This window comes from Methylosinus sp. RM1, from assembly GCF_011378635.1.
In the GTDB taxonomy this organism is placed as follows: Bacteria; Pseudomonadota; Alphaproteobacteria; order Rhizobiales; family Beijerinckiaceae; genus Methylosinus; species Methylosinus sporium.
In genome coordinates this window covers 1-17,788 of sequence record NZ_WOVC01000014.1, presented here as the reverse complement: position 1 = coordinate 17,788, position 17,788 = coordinate 1, and the positions used below count along the sequence as shown (strand labels likewise).

The window sequence follows — 17,788 nt, the reverse complement described above, 5'->3', positions numbered from 1 at the left end:
TCCCCCCGCGCGGCCGGGTCATGCTCGTCAGCCGGCCAAATCATAGACTACCCAAAAATGCGGCGTTTGCTCCATGAGCAAACGCCGCATCTGGATCAGCGCCGAGCGCTCGACTTGCGGCACGAGCCGGGCAGGAACTCACGGCCGCGCTGGTCGACTGCGCAGAGCCGCAGGCCATCTGGGTCAGGATCGCTCGCATTCGGAATCCACTGCGCGAGGCATTTATCGCTCTTCAGGCAGGGATCTGTCAGCGCCTTCAGAAAATTCACGACGTCGGCGACTTGACCATCGGTCAATTCGACGTCGCGAATGACGCCGGGCAAACGGGCCTCGCGCTGCGAGCGAAGCATGTCGAGCGCGTTTTGCGTGTGATCCTTGGCGAATTTCGAGTTGATCGGCCCGCCGGTCGCGGGGATCGTTTTGTAATCGAAGCCGGCGAGCGAGCGCTCGACATTGAGATGATGCCGGACGACGTCCTCGAGCGTATTGAACACGCCGCTATGGCCGAAGGGCGCCGTCACTTCGACGCCGAGAAGCGTCGGCGTGCGATAGGCGTATTTGTCGTCGCGATGGCCGGTGACATGCGCGCGGCCCCAATCGTCGATGCCGTCCTCGATCGTATCGAGGTCGGTCTTTCCGCGGCCGATCTGCGGCACAGCGAGCACCCAATATTTCTCGTCGCTGAAGAAATCGCCGGAATGGCAGGAGGCGCAATCGGCGCCGCCTTGCTCGGCCGTCGCGAAGAACAGCCGCGCGCCGCGCTTGGCCGATTCGCTGATCGCATGGCTGTCGCCGCGCACATAGGCGCGCCAGGGCGTATGGGTGAAAGTCATGGTCCGCTCGTAGTCGGCCAGGGCGATCGAAATATTATTGGCCGTCACCAGCTGCTCGGGCGGCGACTGATAGTCTTTGAAGCCGGCGCGGAACAGCGGCAGCCATTCGTTTTTGGCGAATTGATCGTTCGGATCGCCATAGCCGCCGAAGCGCGCGGCGAGCTTCTGGCGAACCTCGAGGTCGGTGGCGCCCGGAGTCTGTGGACTTCCGGCCGCGCCATAGGCCTTGCCGCGCATGGCGGCGTTGACCGCGGTCGGGAACATTCCATGCCCCGAGCTGATCGGCATTCCGGCTTTGAATTTTTCCTCGTAGGAGATGTATTCCTGCCGCGGCAGCATGAAATTATTGAACATCCCGCGCACGGGCGGCGAATCGACCGGCGCGACGATGCGGCCGTCGACGCCGCTCATGCCCGGCGTGCCGGTGGTGCTGAACACAGTGCCGTCCCAGGTGATCGACTGATCCCAGAAGGCGAGGCCGATCAGCGTCGGCGAATTGCGCGGCATCGCCGAATCGCCGGTTCCGAAAGGCGGGAACATGCCGGGCTTGTCGACGCGCTTGCGGCCGGGACCGAGCATGTCCGGATTATTGGCGCCGACGCCGATCGGCAGCGGCATTGCGTCGCCGAATCCGAGCATCGGATGATGGCAGGTCACGCAGGCCACATCTTTCCCCGGGCTCATGCCTTTCGACCAGAACAAGAGCTTGCCGAGCCGCGGCAGCGGATCGGACAGCGGAGGGATCGGCAGCTTGCGGCTGTCGACGGCGTCGCCGGTGAGATGGTTTTGGGCTATGAAGGCGCGCAGCTCGCGATCGAGCGACGATCCGCCGTGCGCGTCTTCACTCGCCGTGGCGCCGACCATGGCGCTCGCCGATAGGATGGCTCCCGCGAGAACGGTCCGGATTTCCATCGAATTCTCCCGCTCGTCCGAGCTTGATTTGACGTTGAGCTAGCGCGCCGCGAGCGCCTCTGCGGAATTGGAGGGCGCAGGCGCGGCCGGCGTGTAGATCGGGATGATGAACTGAATGCCGAGCCTTGTGTCGCGCGCCGTATTCTTCGCGTAGAATGTGTGCGACAGCTTGATTTGCGCGCTGATCTGATTGCCGATCAGATAGCCGTAGAGGGCGCCGATCGCGACCGAGCTCTGTCGGTTCATATAGCCGATCGCGGGCTTGTCGAGATCCACTTCGCTGAAAGCGATGAGACCCCACTCGGCGCGACCGTCGCGCTTGATCGCCGTCAAATCGAAATTCAGCGTCTGCGGCGAGCTCGCGAAAGCGTTGGTGTGCCCCGTCGCATAGAAGCTGTTGAGCGTGACGTTCCAATTGTCGCGCAGATAAGTGATCGCGAGATTCTGCTGAAACGCCGTGAAATCCGTGCCGAGCGCGCGCGTCAGCGGGGAGCCCGTCGATATCCATGCGCCTTCGCCGATCGCCACATTGATGCCATGGCCGACAAACCACGAGAACCACGTGCCGACATAGGAATTGTAAGTGCCGATTCGATGCAGGCCCTGCATGTTGACGTTGGCGACGACGAGCGGCACGGTCTTCAATTGCACGCGCGCGCCGGCGACTTCGAGCGGCGTGGAGAAGTTGAGAAAGGCGGGCACGCCGACCGTCGAGTTGAACTTCTCGTCGGCGCCGGAATTGAAGGCCATGACGCCATAGAGACCCGGCTCTGGAGCCCAGCCTTCCGGCAGGCCGGCCATGAGACCAGGCTGCTGGATCGAGCCGGCGGAAGCCGACGCGCAACCGGCCGCCATTGCGAGCAGAGTCGCGGCGGCGACATGAGCGCGCGCAAAGAACGCAGCGCCGTAACGCTTCAAATTGAACATCGCCCGCCCCCGCGAAGCTTGATCGTATCAATATTTGATTAATCGTTCGGCTCGAGCTCGATGTCAACCCGGTCGGGAAATCGCATTGTCGATTATATTCGACATATCGACGCGCTTCGTGCGCGCAATTGTCGGGTGCATGTCGCGCGCGACGAATACCGGGCGGGATTCGTCGCGATCGCTGGCCCCGGCCGCGAGTCGGGATCGTCGTTCGAAGATCGCGCCGGCGGTGGCGACACGATACGGCCGCGGTCGAGCCTCTTGACGAGGTCCTCAAAAAAGACGCATTTGAGCAAAGATTCGGATACAATTTGACGATCAGTGACATTTTGCGCGTCGGGGCGGGCTCGTGAGACAGTATAAAATCAGCGTAGTAGCGTCGATCGTCGGCCTTGTGGCCGCTTCGGCGCAGGCGGAGACAGTGCAGGGGGCGCGTTCCGAATTGGATCGACTCGCGGCTCATGTCCGCACGCGTCCAACGGATTACGAGCAGACCTACGCCTATATTCGGCTGGCGACGGAGCTGCATGAAGAAGCCGCGATCGGCGCGCTCGAGCGATTGCTCATGTATAATCCTTCGCTCGGCCGCGCGCGTAAGGAGCTCGGTTTTCTCTATGCGCGCATCGGCGCTTATCAGAGCGCCGCGTTCAATCTGCGCGCGGCGTTGAAATCCGCCGATCTCGACGCGACGCAGAAAGCGCAGATCGAGGCGCAGATTCCCGATATCGAAAGACAGACGCGGGCCAGCCGCTTCTCGGGAAATCTGCAGATCGGCGTGCGGACGCAATCCAACGCCGCCTATTTGCCGTCGGGCGGTCTCTATGACGTCGGCGGCGTGCAGACCTTCGGCGGCGTGACGGGACGCCAATCGGACGTCAACGCATTCGAGCAGGCGCAAATCGCGCATGACTATGATTTCCAGAATCAACGCGGCGATGTGCTGGAGACGCGCGGACTGGCCTATGCGACGCAGCAATTCGCGCTGTCGCAATATAACGTCGCCTTGTTTTCGCTGTCCGTCGGGCCGCGATTCGGCCTGAGCGAAATCGCGCCCGGCCTCTCTGTTCGGCCTCATGTCTCGGGCTCGGCTTCGCTCGTCGGCAATCTGAATTATCTCAACACCGGCGGCGCCGGCGTCGGCTTCCGGCAGATGATCGGCGATCGGCTGTCGCTCGAGCCGGGCTTCGAATGGTCGCGGCTCTGGGTCAATTCGGGCTCTGGTCCGGGAAGCAGCGCGCAGACAGTGGCGACGATCGCGAGCGGCGATGTGTTCACCGGCTCGCTCGGCGTCAGCCTGCGCATTTTCGACCATGTTCGGCTCGAAGGGCGCGGCGCTTATTCGCGCGCTGCGGCCTATGTCGCGGCGCAGGCTTCCGATCAGTTCGATCTGCAGGCGATGTTGCGTTTCGAGGTCGATCCGCCGCTCTCGGAGATGCCGCGGCGATGGACCTTCGCGCCCTATGCGCGTTTCCGGCAGATCGCCTTCGACATCGCCAATCCGGCGCTCGATCCCTCGCGCATGAGGCGCGACGACGCCTGGACCTATGGCCTCGCTCTGGATGCGCCGATCACCGCGCAATTGGGCGTTTCCGGCCATCTCGAATTTCTACGCAACGATTCGAATATTTCGAGCTTCAAAATGCACAATGTGTCACTGACGTTCGGGCCGACGGCGAAATTTTGACGATGGGGAAGGCTATGCGAAATCTGCCGAGCGTCGCGTTCCTCGCGCTCATTGGATTAGGCGCCGCGAATGTTCGCGCGGAAGTGGTCGGCAATGTCGGCGCCGTCAATCCGGCGGCGCAGGGAACTCCGCCCGGCGGCGCGGCCAAAGGGCTGACGCTCGGCGCGGGAGTCGTCGATCACGAGCGCATCGACACCAAGAAGGAGGGGCGAGCGCAAATCGTCTTTCTCGACAAATCGACGCTCGGAATCGGCGCGAACAGCTCGGTGACCATCGATCGTTTCGTCTATGATTCGGCGGCGGGGGGCGGAAAGCAGAGTCTCTCCATCACCAAAGGCGCGCTGCGCTTCATCGGCGGCGAGGTCAGTCACGGCGTCGGCATGGAGATCAAGACGCCTTCTGCGACGATCGGCGTGCGCGGCGGCATGGTGCTCGTGCGCGTCGGCGGCGCCGATTGCGGCGCCATGGCGCAGGCGGGCGGCTGCGACGAGATCGTCTTGCTGAACGGCGTCGCAACCATCGTCACGGCGACGGGTCGGAGATTGCGCCTGACACGTCCGGGCTATGGCGTGGTCATCGGCTCGGGTGGCGGAGATGTCTCCGATCCCGCGCCGGCGGGCGAGGGCGCCATAGAAGGATTCGACCAGCAATTCGCCAGCCTGCCGGGGCAGACGGGAGGCGCGAGCCTCGGCTCTCTGCCGAGCGACGCGCAGGCCTTCGCGCGCCTCGGCAATATACGCGAGCCAGATCGCACGCCCTGGGCCGGACTGGGGGCGATCGGCGCGCATTGGGGCGGCGCTGGAATTGCGCAGAGCCGTGCGCAGACGAATAATCAGGCGATCGCGACGCAAACGCAGCAAACGATCGCCGCGGTCGTCGCGGCGCAGAACGCGGCCGCTCATCATCCGACAACGGGCGATGGAACGCCGTCGTCTGGAATCCCGATCGATCCGTCCAATCCCGCGAGCGGCGTGGCGGGCGCGCTATTCGCGAATGGATTCTGCGTGTGGGGCTGCGTGGCGCCGACATTCGTCTCGACGAGCGTTTCCGGCGCCAATGCGACCATAACGATGCAGGCGACCTTCCCCGGACACGGCTATTTTCTGATCGCGCTGACGGTGAACGCCGAGAGCATCAATTATACGGCCGGACAGGCGTCCGCGACCATCAACGGCGTGATCGGCGCGACGGTCTCCTATTATCCGCAGAGCGGCGCGGCGGCTCAGACCAATATGTATAATTTTGCGATCAACGAGAATGTGAACTGGTCCGGCTCGGTGTCGGGGAATGGCGTCCCGACGACATTCACGGTCAGCGGCAGCGATACGCTGCATTTCGTGAATGCATCCAGCATCATTCTCGAGACGGCGGCCACATCGGTGAATTCCTTCTTCAGCCTGCCGGACGGTTTCACGGAGACCTTCGACTTCTCCTATCCGTGAGCGACGGCGCTCCGCCGCGCTCATGGCGCCGGAAAATAGATTTGCTGCGGCGACCTCATGCTCGTCCGTTGAGCGGTCGGCCGGCGTCGCTACCGCTATAGTCTGACGGCGGCGTCCGAGCGACGCCCCCGATCCGCGCCCGCGGGATAGGCTGCGCTCTCGGCGGCATGGCGCCCATTATGTTTTGAGGATTGGCGCGCCGGTCGGGACAAAGATGTGAACGCTTATACGATTGAAATCATGCTATAAAAAGTAGGCCGAGCCCGCTCGATCCAGGCCCCGAGTATCCGGTGCCTATCGCGCCGCCTCCAGAGGCGCGGCGGGCTCGGCGCATGGAAGCCGGCGGCGGAGAGGCGGCCGATCGCTGCGAGGGAAGCATAGAATGGAACGACGCGAGCGCGTTGCGCGCCGCCGAGCGGTTCCGTCAAATTCCCATGGACGTCTCGCCCCGATCCGCGCCGGAAATCGTCGAAGCCGTATTCAAACGAATCGCACATCGCTCGCGGTCAGCGACGCTTTCGAAAGGCCGCTGAGGATGATGCTGTCGCCGAACACATCTGTGATCACCGCGGAGCCGGCGGCGTTGTCCGCCGTATGCGCCAACAATGCCTGCCAATCGGCGTTTTGATCGGCTGCGGTCAGGCCGGCGCCGAAAGCCGAGGCTTCGAACTGCAGCGTGTCGTGTCCTGTCCCGCCGCCGGCCACAAAGCCGTAGAGAATGTCCTGGCCCGCTCCGGGCGTAAAGACGAATGTCTCGTCGGTCAAACCGAAGGCCGTGATCGATTCGGACCCATGCCCGCCGAATGTAAATGCGTTTCCGGCCGCCGTAGTCACGGTCGATTGTGTCGGAGAAAGCGTTATGGTCAGGTCATCGCCTTGCAGGAACAGGCCGCCGCTCCCGTCCGCATTATCGCGCGCGCCGCCCAATTCCGCGCTGGATCGGTAATTGCCGCTCTTGTCGACGTTCCATATCAGGAACTGTTTTTCCGTCGACTGCAGGGCGACTTCGTAGCCGTTCGCCGTCGCCTCCGCGCCGACCAGCGACCACCCGGGGAACTGGCCCGGCGTCACGCCCGCGCCCTGATACCGCAGGACCGGCCCCGTCGTCGGAGTCCCGGCGCCGTCCCTGCCGTAGAGCCAGTAATAACCGCCGACCGTCACGAGGGCGACATTGCCGGTGTTTTCGACCACGCCGCTCGGGGAAACCGGAGCGCCGATCTTGCCGTCGCCGTCGAGGTCGAAACCGAGCTGCGTCTCATACGACCACAGACCCGGGTCGTTCGCCTCGACGCCCACATTGGAAACATAATTGCCGCCGGCGTCGACGCTCCAGATCGAAAACGACGTGAGATCCGCATTCCGGAACGCCGCCACATAACCGCTCGCCGTTTGTTCCGCGGCCGCCAGCGACCACCCGGAGAACTGGCCCGGCGTCACGCCCGCGCCCTGATACCGCAGGACAGGTCCCGTCGTCGGATTCCCAGCGCCATCCCTGCCGTAGAACCAGTAATAGCCGCTCACCGTCACGAGAGCGACATTGCCGGTATTTTCGATCACGCCGCTCGGCGAAATCGGCGCGCCGATCTTGCCGTCGCCGTCGAGGTCGAAACTGAGCTGCGTCTCATACGACCACAGGCCGGGGTCGTTCTCCGCGACGCCCACATTGGAAACATAATTGCCGTCGGCGGCGACGCTCCAGATCGAAAACGACGTGAGATCCGCGCTCCGGAACGCTGTCACATAGCCGCTCGCGGTTTGCTCCGCGGCGACCAGCGACCATCCGGGGAACTGGCCCGGCGTCACGCCGGGGCCCTGATATCGCAGGACCGGCCCTGTCGTCGGATTCCCGGCGCCGTCCCTGCCGTAGAGCCAGTAATAACCGCTCACCGTCACGAGGGCGACATTGCCGGTGTTTTCGATCACGCCGCTCGGCGAAACCGGCGCGCCGACCTTGCCGTCGCCGTCGAGGTCGAAATCGAACTGCGTCTCATACGACCACAGACCGGGATCGCTTTCATCGACGCCCACATGCGAAAGATGATTGCCGTCGGCGTCGACGTTCCAGATCGAAAACGACGTGCTGTCCGCACTTCGGAACGCCGCCACATAACCGCTCGCCGTTTTTTCCGCGGCTGCCGGAGACCACCCGGAGAACTGGCCCTCAGTCACGTCGGCGCCCTGATATCGCAAGAGCGGCCCCGTCGTCGGATTCCCCGCGCTGTCCATGCCGTAGAGCCCGTAATAACCGCCCAACGCCACGAGAGCGATATTGCCGGCGTTCTCGATCACGCCGCTCGGCGAAAGCGGCGCGCCGATCTTGCCGTCGCCGCCGAGATCGAAATTGAATTGCGTCTCATACGACCACAGACGAGGGTCGTTCTTCTCGATGCCCACACTGGTGACGCAATTGCCGCCGGCGTCGACGCTCCAGATCGAATACGACGCTGTGTCCGCACTCTGGAGCGCCACCATATAACCGCTCGCCGTTTGCGCCGCGGCTACCGGCGACCACCCCGAGAACTGGCCCGCAGTCACGGCGCCGCCCTGATATCGCAGAAGCGGCCCCGTCGTCGGATTCCCCGAGCCGTCCTTGCCGTAGAGCCCGTAATTATTGCCTGCCGCCACGAGAGCGATGTTGCCGGCGTTCTCGATCACGCCGCTCGGCGCATCGGCGAGCGTGGCGAGGGCGGCGATCGCGGATGCTCCAATTTGCGACCCGTCGGAGAAGGTGAGTTTCGTAAGCTGCGCATATGCACCGGCGAACCAGTCGCGGACAGCGACTCGACTCTCGGCGCCGATCACGGTGATGACGAGATCATTGCCGGACCGCATGAACCGGAGGTCGAATAGAGAAACGCCACCGCCCATAGCGAGCTCGCCGCTCGGCCCGGCATTCGTGGCGACGCCGTTGACGATGACGTCCTGGCCGCCCTTCGCGTCGAATTCATAAGTGTCGTAGCCGCCGCCGCCAGTCAGGATGTCATTGCCTTGGCCGCCGTCTAGTGTGTCATTGCCTGCGCCGCCGAAGAGCTGATCGTTCCCGCGGCCTCCATCGAGCTCGTCTCCAAACGCATTGGCGATCAGAACGTCATTGCCGTCCCCGCCGAATCCCTTCGCGAGATCGCCGTTGACGGCGACGTTCCATCCATTGATCGTCGAATCTGTCGAGCCGCCGCGCAGGTCGATGATGTTATTGCCGGTCGCCGCCGAAGCATTGAAACTATCGCTCGATGTTTGCGGGGTGATCCATGAGCCGCTGGAAAGCTCGTCGGTGAATATCCACTGACGCGGCGCGGCGTCGCTCGCGCCAAATGCTCTTATTCTCCAATTCGTGGAGGGCGCTACTTCCTGACCATTGCTGAACACCCGCAACACCCATTGTTCGTCGCCGTTCCAATCCTCGCCGCGATATTTCGCCGAACCGAATGCGAAATTGAGATGCCTGTGCCCGTCCGCGCCAGTGGAGAAGCTAGATTGGCCGGAAACCAATTGTTCGCCGTCCAGCAATATCGATCGCCGGCTATCGTCATAGGTATAATTCGTCGCGGAATAAGGGGTTCCATTATAGTCGAAGCTCGCGCCGCTCGCGACGAGCGGCTCATAGATCACTTCGAGGCTCTCGATTGGATAGACGTCGACATCGAGATCGACATAGATCATGACGTGCTCGGTCGTCACGTCGGAGGCCGGCGTCACATAAGACGCCGTGAACGAGCTGCTATATTCGACATGGGCTCCGATGGGCAACAAGACGTATGAGCCCCAAAGGTAGAAAAGCCCGTAATCTTCGACGAGATGCGCTCCATTTCCGAAAGTTCCGGTCTGGCTGACGGCGTCGCGGCCGAGAATATTGTTCGCGGTCTTCTGGCCCTGCCAGGTCTCGGCGAGACGCACCGCGGCGCGCGCATCGACCTCGCCGAACCCATAGTCGCGGCTGTAATGCAGACCGCCGCCGTTCCAATTCGTCGCGAGGTTGATCTGCCAGCTCGTCGCCGGATCACTCACCTTGCGCGCGGAATAGGCGAGTATGTCCTGCACGTCGCGATAGCCGAGGTTCGGATTGGCCTCGAGCATCAGCGCCGCGACGCCGGAAACGATCGGCGTCGCGAAGGAGGTTCCTTCGGCCGTCGCATAGTCGCTGCCAAAGACCGTGCCCGTCGAGCTCGTCAGAATTTCGCTGGTGGAGGCGATGTTGGAGCCGGGCGCCGAAACCAGGATGGTCTCGCCCTGTGTGCTGAACGGTTGCGGCGCGACGGTCAATGTCGAAAGGTCGGTCTTCGCATTGATGCCGGCGACCGTTATGCCGTAGAGAGAGTTCGTCTCATTGAGGTCGTTGGTATTGCGGGCGCCCCGGTCATTGCCGGCAGCGAAGACCAGAACAGTTCCTTTGCCGCCTCTTCCGTATCTGACCGCGGAATCATAGGCGTTTTCGTAATAGGGATTGGTCAGGAAATTATCGACGAAGGCCGGGTTCATCGTCCAACTATTGTTGACGACGTCGTAATTCCGCCAGCGCGTCAGATCTATATAGTCTGGATCGACGAAGTCTGTCGGGATCGCCACGGAGCTGATGGTCGCGTCATAGGCCACGCCGACCACGCCCTCACCATTGCGTTCCGCGCCGATGACGCCGGCGACGAGGGTCGCATGCATGCCGTATTGGTCGACTCCGGGAGAGCCGTCGATCTTGAACGAATTGCCGGCGTTCGTCGCGAGATCCGGATGTGTCAGATCGACATTGCCCGAAGCGTCGAAGACCGCAATGCTGACGCCAGCGCCCGTATAGTCCTCCCATATCGGCAGCACATTGATTTCCGGCAGATACCATTGCGCGTCGAACATTTCGTCGGTCGGATGGTCGGGCGTGTCGAGAAAAACCGTTCCCGCCATTTCGGCCATATTGGACGTGCCGGCTTGCTGCGCATAGAGGCCCGTCTGCCCCGTGCTGTCCTGCACCAGATATTTGAACTTCATCACGCCGGTGAAGCCGGTCTCGGGCGTGAAGGTGATCGTCGCCCCGTCCGTGCTGAGCGCCACCGTCCCGCCGATCGCCGCGCCGATCGCGCCGCGCACGATCGGATTGCCGTTCACGTCGAGCAATTGCCGGATCGACAGTGAGCGCCCGGCCATATTCTTGTCATTGGCGAGCACAACGCCCGCGGAAATCACATATGGCCCGATGCTCGAAACATCGATTCGATCATTGGCGGGCAGCGTCAGCCCGTAGGTCGACAGGCTGGGATCGAGCGCCACATTGGTGATGTCGGCGAAATTCAGCGTCGAAATGTCTTTCAGCGTGTCGGTTCCGTCGCGATCCGCATGGCGGTCGGCGACGGTGAAGGTCCAGTCCTCATTCTGCGTGACGGTGTAATCGGCGAACGAGCCCCGATAGCTCGCGACCGAATAGCCGCCGGTTCCGATCAGAAAATCGTCGCCTTCATCGCCCTCGAGCATATTGGCGCCGTCCGGTCCAGACACTGCGCCGCCCACCAGAATGTCGTCGCCGCCCTCGCCATAGACAATGTCGTCGCCCTCATTGCCGAAGATGAGATCGCTGCCGTCGCCGCCGCGCAGCACGTCGTTTCCGGCACCGCCGTCGATGTAATCATCGCCCGTATTGCCGGTGATGGCGTCGTCGGCGATGCCGCCGATCAGAATGTCATTGCCCCCGGCGCCGTCGAGGAAGGCGTTGGAGGACATCCCCGAGGCGTTGAACACGTCGTCGCCATCGTCGCCGATCGCCTCCTCCACATGCGCGGCGGCGAGGTCGAGCGTCACGCCGAGCGTGTCATTGACCTTGACGATATCGAAGCCGCCGCCGCCGTCTATATTGGCCTGCGCGGTCGCGGCGTTGATGAACAGAAGATCGTCGCCGGCCCCGCCGAACAGCGTCAGCGATCCGGTTCCGCCACCGAGCCAATAGGAGCGCGTATCGTCCGGATCGGCGAAGAAGACGTCATCGCCCGTCGTCGAATAGAAGCTGTCCGGATGCGTTCCGTCGGCCAGCGTGAAATTCGACACGTCGATCGAATGGCCGGCGTTGTCGGTCACGACATAGCTCGTGACCGTCTCGGCTCCATAGGCGCGAACGACCGTCGCGCCGGGAAGCTGCGTCAGCGTCGCTCCGGCGCTATTGACCTCGAAGTCGACGCTCGCCACCTCGCCGGTCGCCCCGTTGGCCCGCGTGAAGCTCGTCCGGTTCACAATGTCGTTGTCGGCGATCGTCTCGCCCTGATTGCCGGTTCCTTGCAGGGAGATCGACGTTATTCCGAGCTCGTCGAGCGTCTTCAATTCACCGGGGTCGGTGACGCCGTCCTCATTGGCGTCGACCCAGACGCGCAGATCGTCGAAATAGGAATTGCCGGTCCGCCAATTGATGTCCGATGTCGCGCGCGAGAAGGCGGCGGCGCCGGGCTGAGCGAGCGAGGCGAGCGCGTCGAGGCTGTCATTAAAGCTCACCCAGTCGAACTGCGCGGAAATCGTCTCGGTTATATTGTCGATGACGCCATTGCCATTGAGATCGAGCGCGAGAATGCCGTCGCCGCCGACGGCCCATCCCATCTGATGCAGCCGGCCGTCGCCGAGGACGTTAAAGAGGACGGTCTGTGAGACCCAGTCGGAGAGCGTGATCCCGTCGCCGTTGAGATCGAGCACGAGGGGGTCGATTTTATCGGAGTTGGAGATATAACTCAAAGAGAAACGCACACCATTGACCACGCCGGACGCGCTATTCTTGCCTTGGTCGAGGCGCCGAGCCACGTTGCTAGATTTCGACTGCGTCGTCTGGCGGGCGGGATTGACATTGCCGGTGACGATATAATTCCGCGCCACCGGCTCGATGCCATCGATGTTGATGTCGGGCGTCGAGGCGGTGAAGGCCCCAGAACCGGAAACGATCCCATAGCCGCCAGGCGCATTGGGCTGCGGATCGGTGAGCGTGGGAGACAGCTTCACCGGCGCGCCGTTCGACCAGTTCTGGCCGGTGACGGTGAGACGGGAGTTGTTCGCAGAACCATTTGGCTGAGAACTGCCAAGACCAGAGCGATCCAGTTTGTTCTTGAGAGAAGCAAAATTCGCGTTGATGCTTGCTGCGCTTCCCCCCAGCATCTGCGTCGCCAATTGGGCCTCCACGGGAAGCGAGTTCGTAACGCCTTGTCCGACGGCGTTCATGATGGCGCCGGCATTTTCCCGCAGGAATTGGCTACCACCAGATAAGAGGTTCCCCAGTTCGCCCTTCGTCGAATTCCAGATTTGTTGAGAAAGGCTCTGAACATGGCCTGTCGGATCGTTCGCGAAAGCAGCGACGTCATCGACAATGTTCTTGACATAGGGCGCGACTACTTCCCGTGACCATCGCGTGATTGCTGCATGAACATCGATCACGGAGGACATCGCGCCAGTGAGATCGCCTTCTATCAACTGATTTTTTATCTGTTCGATCGGCTCTCCAACATAGGCCCACGCGCTTGATGTCACGGACTTCAGCACAACGTATCCGGCTAATATGCCTCCACCGATGACAGCCGCTTCGGCCATGCCCGGAACGAGAAAGAATGCCCCGATTGCGAGCCCCTCAAGAACTTTGACTGCCGCTCTACCGTCTGCTGACAGGACGGATTCGCCATTCGCCCGAGCCGCGACATAGGTTCCGATTGCGTCAGGGGCTGAAAGCAAAACAGCTCCGGCGACGCCGAGAGCGCGTCCGCCGGCGGCGATGTCAGACACCATCGCCTTCTCGACGCCTCGGGTCGCCTCTACGGCGAGTGATTTCTCCAGTGCGGCGGGAACCGGAAGGCCCCGGGCCACCACATAATTTCTCAGTCCGGCCTCGGTCGGCTTTCCCCCGTATAACTGGAGATCGTGCGCTTTTGCATAATCGACGAGCTTCTCGACCTTGTCGCCGGTGTTGAACGCTTGCCAGCGAATATCCCCACCCGCTGCTTTGATCGACTGTTCCTCCGCACGAAAAGCCGCGAGAGAATTGCTACCACCAGAAGTGCCTGCCTCGAACGCCGCATAGCCATCGGCGGCAGTGCCGAACACGCGCGCGATGTCGGCGTCGGCGATGCCGACAAGAGGTAATTCATGGTCAACAATTGCCTTGGTTGTATAGTCACGAAGATTGTTAGCGAGAGCTTCGGCATCCCTGAACACCTGCTCGCGCGCCGCGCGCTCTTCCGCTGTCAGACCCGCTGGATTGGCCTCCTTCATCAAATCAAGATTGGTCTTATTGCCGAATTGCGTCGGCTGCTCACCAAACTCATTCAATATCGCATTCTCTACTTTGTCTATGCGGGCGTGATTGCCCGCATGACGGACTGTACCGGTCGCATTCGCCAGTTCCGCATCATTTGATAAGAACAATGTATTCTCGGATGCGTCGATATTCCAACCATTGGCTATCAGCGCTTTGAGAACATCATTCTTTTCGCCGACAGCCTGTTGAAGCGCGTGATGCAACTGAATCACTGGATTGTTCGTCATAGCGGAATTCCTAAAACTATCGCCCTGCGCAATGTCGCGTGTCGCTATTTTTGGATAGGCGTGAAATCGAATCCGCGAATTCCCTCTGCCTTTACAGCATCTACGATTAAATCATCGACGATTAACTTCAAGGTGGCGTATTTCAGCCGAAATGCGTGCGCCGACCCGACCGTCTCCCGGCGCATTTTGACATCGAGCAATGCACGATACCCCTTCACGCCGGGAACATTGTCGTAATACCTTAACGTGGACTTTTCTTCATCGATACAGTCTAACTCGCGCATGAAGTAACAGAACGAGAATCCTGGGCCAGGCTCGGGGAAATTACTGTAGTCGACATCGACGCGCTGGAAGACGAAAGCCTCGGGGTCAGGATCGATACGCTCAAAGAGCGCCTTCAACCGATCCGACACCAGCCATATCCCCAACGTAATTGGATCGGCGTCCAGCACAGCGCCGCAACGCCCCTTCCGATCAAAGCTTATTCTTGGCGGCTCCGAGAACTTGATCCCACGAAAAGGCTTACCCGACTCGGCGCGGAAATTCCTCATCTGCTCTTCCTCATTCACCCATCGTCGCAAAGGGGCGTCTTTGAGGGTGAAATCCGTCGCGAATGTATAGTACTTCCTCGTCTCACAAAAAATCCCCTGCCCGCTGGTCTGCGGTTTATTTGTCATGGCATCCTCCCACCGCGTCGCGCCACATCGAACCAAGCCAACCGGCTCAACCTCGTCCCGGCACGTATCCTGCAGCTGTACGGGTGCATCATAGCTCATTTCAAAATCCCCTGCGCGACAGCATTTCGGAATGCCCGCGGATCGAACCAAATTACGATATATATTACATTTATATCGAACAACTGTCAATATACAGCAATAAAACGAAATGCGTTTTTAGAATATCATTTTGGGCGATGCCGCCGAGCCAATAGGAGCGCGTATCGTTTGGATCGGCGAGGAAGGCGTCATCGCCCGTCGTCGAATAGAAGCCGTCCGGATGCGTTCCGTCTGCGAGCGCGAAATTCGATACGTCGATCGCATGGCCAGCGTTGTCGGTCACGATTATAGCTCGTGACCGTCTCGGCTCCATAGGCGCGAACGACTGTCGCGCCGGGAAGCTGCGTCAGCGTCGCTCCCGCGCTATTGACCTCGAAGTCGACGCTCGCCACTTCGCCGGTCGTCCCGTCCGCCCGCGTGAAGCTCGTCCGGTTCACAATGTCATTGTCGGCGATCGTCTCGCCCTGATTGCCGGTTCCTTGCAGGGAGATCGACGCAATGCCGAGCTCGTCGAGCGTCTTCAATTCGCCAGCGTCGGTGACGCCGTTCTCATTGGCGTCAACCCAGACGCGCAAATCGTCGAAATAGGAATTTCCGGTCCGCCAATTGATGTCCGATGTCGCGCGCGAGAAGACGCCGGCGCCGGGCTGCGCGAGCGAGGCGAGCGCGTCGAGGCTGTCATTAAAGCTCACCCAGTCGAGAACTGCGCGGAAATCGTCTCGGTTATATTGTCGATGACGCCATTGCCATTGAGATCGAGCGCGAGAATGCCGTCGCCGCCGACGGTCCGTCCGATCTGATGCAGCCTGCCGTCGCCGAGGACATTGAAGAGGACGGTGTTCGAAACCCAATCGGAGAGCGTGATCCCGTCGCCGTTGAGATCGAGCACGAGACGATATTATCAAAGTTGGAGATATAACTCAAAGAGAAACGCACACCATTGACCACGCCGGAAGCGCTATGCTTGCCTTGGTCGAGGCGCCGACCCGCTTCGCCAAATCGAAGACCGTCGGCGCGCATTTCGGACTGACATCACGCCGCATTCAGAGCAGCGATACGATCGATATCGACGGCCACATCTCCAAATGCGGCGACGGCGAAGTGCGCACGGCGCTCTACGAAGCGGCCAGCGCCATGCTCGTGCGCTCCAAGAAATGGTGCGCCGTGAAGGCGTGGGGCGTCAAGATCGCAGCAAAGCGTGGCCACGAGCGCGCCGTCGTGGCGGTCGCCCGCAAGCTCGCGGTCATCATGCATCGGATGTGGATCGACGGCAGCGCGTTCCGCTTCTCGGCGCAGGAGGAGTCCTCGGGCGCGCCGAAAAGCGGAGCGAAGAGGACGCTGGCGATCGCGTCGTGAGCGCGCCGTCGGAGTCGATCGAAGCGCGCGGGAACGACGACACGACGACGAATTGACGGCGCGGCGCCGACACGAGTTCCGCCATTCGGCGGGAGAGAAGCTGGTGGATCGAAGCGGATGCGGAGAGCACGATATCTTGCCGGCGACGACGCCTCCTCGGAGGCCGACAGCGCGCCCGAATGCTTGTGTGGCCCCGCGATCCCGACGCAAAAATGTGCGCCCGCCCGGCACGCGGGACCGAGCACGAAAGACTGCATGGACCCCCAGGCGCTTCTCATCGCCTACTGGCGTAGGCTGTCGCATCGAAGAAAAGAAACGGATACTATCCCAAGACGGAGACACACATGGCGAAGAAGACAACACGACGACGCCCGATTAAGACGGCAAGATAAAGCGAACTGACGTTCGCACCTCGCGTCGCTCGTAATTGGTTGTCTGCACATTGGTTTTTGCAGGCTACAAATGTGCAGGCATGATACCGCGCGATGTGCGGCGGTTTCCGGTAGAATCGAATTCGTTCGTATTTGCAGCGTGATAGACGCCAGCGCTCGCGAGGTGTGACGTGGCAGGCCCCGCCGCTTCTACGCCACAGCCGGTATTTTTGCGCTCCATTGCGATCGGCGCCCGAGAGCCATTGCACAGGCCGATTTTGACGCCGATCGTCTTGGAATGGTGAGCGACGACAGAGACGATTTCCACATTCGACCCGGCCGATCCCGAGCTGGCGGAAGGAGCGTCCGTCCGCGCTCGCTGCCCTTCGTTCGGCAAGTCGAGATCGCTGTCAGAAAGGCTGGCGGCAATCCCAACCGGATCGGCCGAGGCTCTGCGGACGCAGTCGGCCGGAAAGGGGAAGGAAGCGGCCGGTTCAACGCGCGGGGACGAGGCGCGAAGGTGGCGGCGGCCCTTCCGAGAGACGGCGGCGGCTGGCGGCGCGACTCCGCGGGGCTGTTCCGAGCGCGTCGCGTCGTCGTCAAGGCGCGGGTCGTGAAGCTCAACCCGCAACGCGGAACGCGCGGTCCAAAAATGCGCGGCGCCGCGAGCAAGGCCGTCGACGCTCACCTGCGCTATCTCGAACGCGATGGCGTCACCCGCGACGGCGAGAAGGGCCACGCCTATTCGGCGATCGAGAACGAGGCAGACGGCCGCGCCTTTGTCGAGCGCGGACGCGACGACCGTCATCAGTTCCGTTTCATCGTCGCGCCGGAGGATGCCGGCGACATGGCCGACCTGCGGAGCTTCACCCGCGACCTCATGCGGCAGGTGGAGAAGGACCTCGACACGAGCCTCGACTGGATCGCTGTCGACCATCACAACACCGGCCATCCTCACACCCACATCATCGTCCGGGGCGTGCTCGACGACGGCCGCATCCTC

10 protein-coding genes and 1 pseudogene are annotated in these 17,788 nt (G+C 61.7%); 5 read left to right on the top strand and 6 right to left on the bottom strand.

Annotated features, from left to right (window positions below; genetic code table 11):
• Positions 1-95: 95 nt before the first annotated feature.
• On the bottom strand, positions 96-1,745 hold the full coding sequence (locus FMZ75_RS11570) for a cytochrome-c peroxidase (RefSeq protein ID WP_166142925.1): 1,650 nt from the start codon (positions 1,743-1,745) through the stop codon (positions 96-98).
• 39 nt (positions 1,746-1,784) lie between these two features.
• The gene (locus FMZ75_RS11565; protein WP_166142923.1) at positions 1,785-2,672 is read right to left on the bottom strand and encodes a transporter; all 888 of its coding nucleotides are present in this window, start codon (positions 2,670-2,672) and stop codon (positions 1,785-1,787) included.
• A 349-nt stretch (positions 2,673-3,021) separates the two neighbouring features.
• On the opposite strand from FMZ75_RS11565, the gene FMZ75_RS11560 reads away from it, so the two are divergent.
• Together FMZ75_RS11560 and FMZ75_RS11555 are read left to right on the top strand one after the other, a co-directional pair.
• On the top strand, positions 3,022-4,356 hold the full coding sequence (locus FMZ75_RS11560; protein WP_370464706.1) for a tetratricopeptide repeat protein: 1,335 nt from the start codon (positions 3,022-3,024) through the stop codon (positions 4,354-4,356).
• 14 nt (positions 4,357-4,370) lie between these two features.
• Positions 4,371-5,798 (top strand): FecR domain-containing protein, encoded by a 1,428-nt coding sequence (locus tag FMZ75_RS11555; RefSeq protein ID WP_166142921.1) that lies wholly within the window; start codon positions 4,371-4,373, stop codon positions 5,796-5,798.
• 480 nt (positions 5,799-6,278) lie between these two features.
• On the opposite strand, the gene FMZ75_RS11550 is transcribed toward FMZ75_RS11555, so the two are convergent.
• Positions 6,279-12,752: a S8 family serine peptidase gene (locus FMZ75_RS11550; protein WP_166142919.1), complete on the bottom strand. Its 6,474-nt coding sequence runs from the start codon at positions 12,750-12,752 to the stop codon at positions 6,279-6,281.
• 1,131 nt (positions 12,753-13,883) lie between these two features.
• On the opposite strand from FMZ75_RS11550, the gene FMZ75_RS11545 reads away from it, so the two are divergent.
• A complete protein-coding gene (locus FMZ75_RS11545) occupies positions 13,884-14,153 on the top strand; it encodes a hypothetical protein (protein ID WP_166142917.1) in 270 nt (89 codons plus the stop codon).
• Between the two features lie 173 nt (positions 14,154-14,326).
• Here FMZ75_RS11545 and FMZ75_RS11540 read toward each other — a convergent pair whose 3' ends face one another.
• From FMZ75_RS11540 to FMZ75_RS11530, 3 genes are all read right to left on the bottom strand, one after another.
• Positions 14,327-15,058 (bottom strand): imm11 family protein, encoded by a 732-nt coding sequence (locus tag FMZ75_RS11540; RefSeq protein WP_246728912.1) that lies wholly within the window; start codon positions 15,056-15,058, stop codon positions 14,327-14,329.
• A gap of 188 nt (positions 15,059-15,246) precedes the next feature.
• On the bottom strand, positions 15,247-15,750 hold the full coding sequence (locus FMZ75_RS11535; RefSeq protein ID WP_166142915.1) for a hypothetical protein: 504 nt from the start codon (positions 15,748-15,750) through the stop codon (positions 15,247-15,249).
• Positions 15,747-15,947, bottom strand: a complete 201-nt coding sequence (locus tag FMZ75_RS11530; RefSeq protein WP_166142913.1) for a hypothetical protein — start codon at positions 15,945-15,947, stop codon at positions 15,747-15,749. Before FMZ75_RS11530 ends, FMZ75_RS11535 begins: the two co-directional genes overlap by 4 nt.
• A 71-nt stretch (positions 15,948-16,018) precedes the next feature.
• Between FMZ75_RS11530 and FMZ75_RS11525 the strand changes: the two genes are divergently transcribed.
• Entirely contained in the window at positions 16,019-16,414 is a 396-nt protein-coding gene (locus tag FMZ75_RS11525; protein ID WP_255461805.1) for a transposase, read from the top strand.
• Between the two features lie 669 nt (positions 16,415-17,083).
• A pseudogene (locus FMZ75_RS21555) lies at positions 17,084-17,788 on the top strand (relaxase/mobilization nuclease domain-containing protein); the annotation flags it as partial.

Coding starts and splice junctions, on each gene's coding strand:
- FMZ75_RS11565 (WP_166142923.1), bottom strand. CDS start 2,672: ATGTTCAATTTGAAGCGTTACGGCGCTGCGTTCTTTGCGCGCGCTCAT.
- FMZ75_RS11545 (WP_166142917.1), top strand. CDS start 13,884: ATGGTCAACAATTGCCTTGGTTGTATAGTCACGAAGATTGTTAGCGAG.
- FMZ75_RS11525 (WP_255461805.1), top strand. CDS start 16,019: ATGCTTGCCTTGGTCGAGGCGCCGACCCGCTTCGCCAAATCGAAGACC.
- FMZ75_RS11570 (WP_166142925.1), bottom strand. CDS start 1,745: ATGGAAATCCGGACCGTTCTCGCGGGAGCCATCCTATCGGCGAGCGCC.
- FMZ75_RS11540 (WP_246728912.1), bottom strand. CDS start 15,058: ATGAGCTATGATGCACCCGTACAGCTGCAGGATACGTGCCGGGACGAG.
- FMZ75_RS11555 (WP_166142921.1), top strand. CDS start 4,371: ATGCGAAATCTGCCGAGCGTCGCGTTCCTCGCGCTCATTGGATTAGGC.